This is a genomic window from Idiomarina sp. UBA4206, from assembly GCF_002383015.1.
GTDB lineage: Bacteria > Pseudomonadota > Gammaproteobacteria > Enterobacterales > Alteromonadaceae > Idiomarina > Idiomarina abyssalis.
Genome location: NZ_DFTS01000014.1, coordinates 59347 through 63641, shown reverse-complemented (window position 1 = coordinate 63641; position 4295 = coordinate 59347). Strand labels below are relative to the sequence as shown.

At 45.8% G+C, this 4295-nt stretch carries 5 protein-coding genes; all 5 read right to left on the bottom strand.

The genetic code is table 11. The features are described 5' to 3' along the window. A partial coding sequence (locus B3180_RS02945; protein ID WP_286842938.1) for a S1 RNA-binding domain-containing protein occupies positions 1-617 on the bottom strand: 617 nt, incomplete at its 3' end. A 114-nt stretch (positions 618-731) separates the two neighbouring features. Beyond that, positions 732-1424 (bottom strand): (d)CMP kinase, encoded by a 693-nt coding sequence (cmk, locus tag B3180_RS02940; RefSeq protein WP_054488516.1) that lies wholly within the window; start codon positions 1422-1424, stop codon positions 732-734. Positions 1425-1521: 97 nt separating this feature from the next. Further along, complete coding sequence (gene aroA / locus B3180_RS02935; RefSeq protein WP_222236938.1) at positions 1522-2811, bottom strand: 3-phosphoshikimate 1-carboxyvinyltransferase; 1290 nt, start codon at positions 2809-2811, stop codon at positions 1522-1524. Continuing rightward, entirely contained in the window at positions 2804-3907 is a 1104-nt protein-coding gene (gene hisC / locus B3180_RS02930; protein WP_278358668.1) for a histidinol-phosphate transaminase, read from the bottom strand. Before hisC ends, aroA begins: the two co-directional genes overlap by 8 nt. A 31-nt stretch (positions 3908-3938) precedes the next feature. Then, a partial coding sequence (locus B3180_RS02925; protein ID WP_286842934.1) for an aminotransferase class V-fold PLP-dependent enzyme occupies positions 3939-4295 on the bottom strand: 357 nt, incomplete at its 5' end.

Sequence of the window (4295 nt, the reverse complement as noted above, 5' to 3'; positions counted from 1 at the left end):
CCGTAGTCAGTCAGGTTCTTAACGATACCCTGAACTTCCTGACCTTCTTGCAAGTTTTCAAGCAGCTCTTCACGCTCTGCACTGTTCTCTTTCTCGATAACAGCACGGCGAGACACAACAACGTTGTTACGTTTTTGATCAAGCTTGATAACTTTGAATTCTAAATCTTTGTTTTCCAGGTGCGTTGTTTCACGTACTGGACGTACATCAACCAGTGAACCAGGCAAGAATGCGCGAACGCCGCCTAAGTCTACTGTGAAGCCACCCTTAACCTTACCAGAAATAATACCGATAACGGTTGCATTGTCTTCGTGTGCTTTTTCAAGCTGCAGCCATGCTTCGTAACGTTTCGCTTTTTCGCGAGACAGAATGGTTTCACCAAAGCCGTCTTCTACTGCATCAAGGGCTACATCAACTTCGTCACCGACGCTGACTTCTAATTCACCTTCTGCATTACGGAACTGTTCTGCTGGAATCGCGCTTTCTGATTTAAGACCCGCGTCTACTAAGACCAAATCTTTTTCGATGGCAACGATAGTACCTTTAACAATGGAGCCCGGGCGTGTTTCAACTTCCTTTAGGCTTTCTTCAAATAATTCTGCAAAATTTTCTGACATAGTGATTAACTTCGCTTATAAATAAGACGTCCACTGAATTTCCGTATACAGCGGGGTTATTAAAAAAGTCTGTTTGCTTCCTTACAACAGACGCCTAATTAAGGTCACATGACCCTAGCTAGCCTTTGAGAGTTTGCTATGAGCAAACATCAATACTTGTTCCAACACGTCGTCTACCGGCGTATCGGTGGAATCCAGATATAACGCATCCTCGGCTGGCTTTAGTGGGGCCACCGAGCGATTCGTATCTCGATCATCTCGTTCTTTTATTTCGTTCACTAATTGATCAATATTAGCATCAAAACCTTTTTCCTTCAATTGCTCAAAGCGTCGCCTTGCGCGCTCTTCGGCTGAAGCCGTCAAAAAGATTTTGGCATCGGCATCGGTAAACACAACGGTTCCCATATCGCGCCCATCGGCTACTAACCCCGGAAGCTCTTTAAAGCCACGCTGACGGCGAAGAAGCGCTTCTCGCACTCTTGGAAGAGCGGCAATTTTAGATGCCATATTACCCACCTGTTCAGTTCGGATCGTCATGGTGACGTCCTCACCTTCAAGAATGATATGCGTTAATGAGCGTTCTTCTTCTGCTTCAAACTTCACGTCCAGGTGCGCCGCTAAAGCCACCAGACTTTCTTCATCTTCCGGCGTAAAATCGTGATGCAAAGCCGCTAATGCCAGCACGCGATAAATCGCGCCGCTGTCCAGCAAATGCCAACCTAGCTTCTCTGCCAGTAGTCGGCTTATCGTTCCTTTTCCTGCCCCACTCGGCCCGTCAATCGTAATGACTGGAATATGAGTTGCCATAAAATCCTCTAATTGCTCTGCATTACGCAGCATTTAGCCGCGCAATTATACGCCTTTGTAAAAAAATTGCATTAATCAAAGTCAGCAAGTCTATGAGTTAACTGTGACAGAGCCGTGAAAACTCAGAGAAATAGTTGGGATAGGTCTTAGCGCAGCAATCCGGATCATTGATCGTAACGCCGGCAGGTGAAAACGCCGCAAGTGAAAAGCACATTGCCATGCGGTGATCATCATAAGTATCAATACACGCGTGTTGCCAGTTCTTAATCGGTTCTATATAGAGGTAATCTCGCCCTTCTTCTACTAGGGCACCCAGTTTGCGCAATTCTGTTGCCATAGCGTACAGGCGATCGGTTTCTTTAACGCGCCAATTAGCCACATTACGAATGGTTGTAGGTTTATCAGCAAAAAGTGCTAATGGTGCAACCGTCATTGCCGCATCTGGAATATCGTTAAAGTCCTGATCGATGCCTTTGACTATTCCCGTTCCGGTAACTGTTATGCTGTTGTCCTGGTAAGCCACAGAGGCTCCCATTTGCTCTATTACCTCAGCAAAACGTTTATCGCCCTGTATCGAGTTTTTACCGACGCCTATTATCTCAACCGGACCTCCCCCTAATAATGCTGCAGCCATCCAGTAGGAGGCCGCACTGGCATCACCTTCTACCCAGTATTCTCCGGGCGACTGATAAACTTGTTTTCCGGCAATGACATAGCATTGAGGAGACTCCTCTTTTACCGAAATACCAAAGTCCGCCAGCATTTGCAGAGTTAAGTTAATATAAGGTCGGGAAACCACCTCGCCTTTTAGCGTTAAGGTTGAATCACCGGGCAACAGAGGAAGCGCCATAAGTAACGCCGAAATAAACTGACTGGATACTGAGCCATCAATTTCAAACTTGCCCGGGGCTAAACCTTGTGAAATAGCGAGTGGTGGAAAGCCCGACTCGCCCAAGTAATCAATTGACGCTCCCTGCATTTGCAAAGCATCAACTAAGTGTTGAACCGGTCGTTCATGCATTCGGGCATCGCCCTTCAGAACCATAGGTGCCTGCTCTTCTTTTGCCGTCGCTGATAACACGGCAATAAGCGGTCGCATCGCTGTTCCGGCATTACCTAAATAAAGTTCAGAGGAAGCCTGACGCCAATGACCACCTAAACCTTCAACCTGAGTTGTAAGTTCATCGTCTTTAAAGCTAACACCCAGAGCAAGCAAAGCTTCACGCATACGACTGGTGTCATCACTGACCAGTAAATTGTGTAAGGTTACGGGAGTCTGGCATAAAGCGGCCATAAGCAGTGCCCGGTTAGCAATACTTTTTGAGCCGGGTAAAGTGACAGTACCGCGACAATGCTGTCGCGGCTCCAAATGAATAGAATTAACCACGCAGCTTTTTCATTGCCTTAATAAAAGCCTGGTTTTCTTCAGGCAGGCCAATGCTGACACGTAAATGATTAGGCAACTCATAGCCACCAACAGGACGTACAATAACGCCCTCATGCAGAAGTTCGTCATAGAGTTTCCCGGCATCGGGCCCGACTTCTATGGTCAAAAAGTTACCATAAGAAGGAATATAGTTAAGGCCTAATTCTTCACAAAACTCAGTTAGCTGCTTCATGCCCTGTGCGTTTAACTCAACCGCTTTTTGCAAATAGGCATGATCATCCAGTACCACTTCCGCCGCTTTAAGTGACAGCGAATTCATGTTGAATGGCTGGCGAATACGGTTAAGAACATCGGCTACGCTCTCATGACTTACGGCATAACCTGCGCGTAAACCGGCTAACCCATAGGCTTTAGAAAAGGTTCGGCTAACCACCAGGTTAGGGTAATCTTTTATCCACTCAACCGATGGCGCCCGCTCTTCTTCTGGCACATACTCGTAATAAGCTTCATCAAGAACCACGATAATATTTTGCGGTATTTTATCCAGAAAACTTTTCAGTGCAGAAGTCGATAAAAATGTACCCGTTGGATTATTGGGGTTAGCAATAAAAATCATCTTGGTTTTATCGGTAACGGCTTTAGCCATACCATCAAGATCATGGCCATAATCTACCGCAGGAACGGCAACAGGTTTTGCGCCAATAGCCTGAGTAACCAGCGGATACACCACAAACGCATGCTGAGAGAAAATAACTTCGTCTTTATCTGACACAAAGGTACGAGCTAAAATCTCTAAAACATCGTTAGAGCCGTTACCCAGAGTAATTTGTTGCGTACCGACCTCGTTGAGTTCTGCCAGACGACTTTTAAGGTAATAACCGTTAGCATCGGGGTAACGCACTAAATCTGTTAACTCAGCTTCCAGAGCCGTTTTGACCTTTTCACTCAAGCCCAATGGGTTTTCGTTTGAAGCCAGCTTAACCACGTGTTTTAAACCTAACTCACGCTGCAATTCGGATGTTGGCTTGCCCGCCTGATACGGACGTAATTGTTTAACTCCGGGATTAACCAGTTCTAATGCGTTGAATTCTGCCATAGCGATTCACTACCTTTTTTATTCTATTTATTTAGCCAAGCTTACGTTCAAAATCAGCCATATAACTTAGCAATGCTTCTACGCCTTCCACCGGCATTGCGTTATAAATACTGGCTCTCATGCCACCAACAAAGCGATGCCCTTTTAACCCTAATAAACCTTCCTTTTTAGCACCGGCTAAAAAGTCGGCATCGAGTTTGTCATCGGCTAACTGGAAAGGCACATTCATGATTGAACGGTAAGCAGGATTAATGTTGTTTCTGTAAAAATCTGAAGCATCAACAAAGTCATAGATAAGCTGGGCTTTACAATGGTTACGTTCGCCCATAGCAGCTAATCCGCCCTGAGCTTTTAACCACTTGAAAACCAACCCTGCCAGATACCAGGC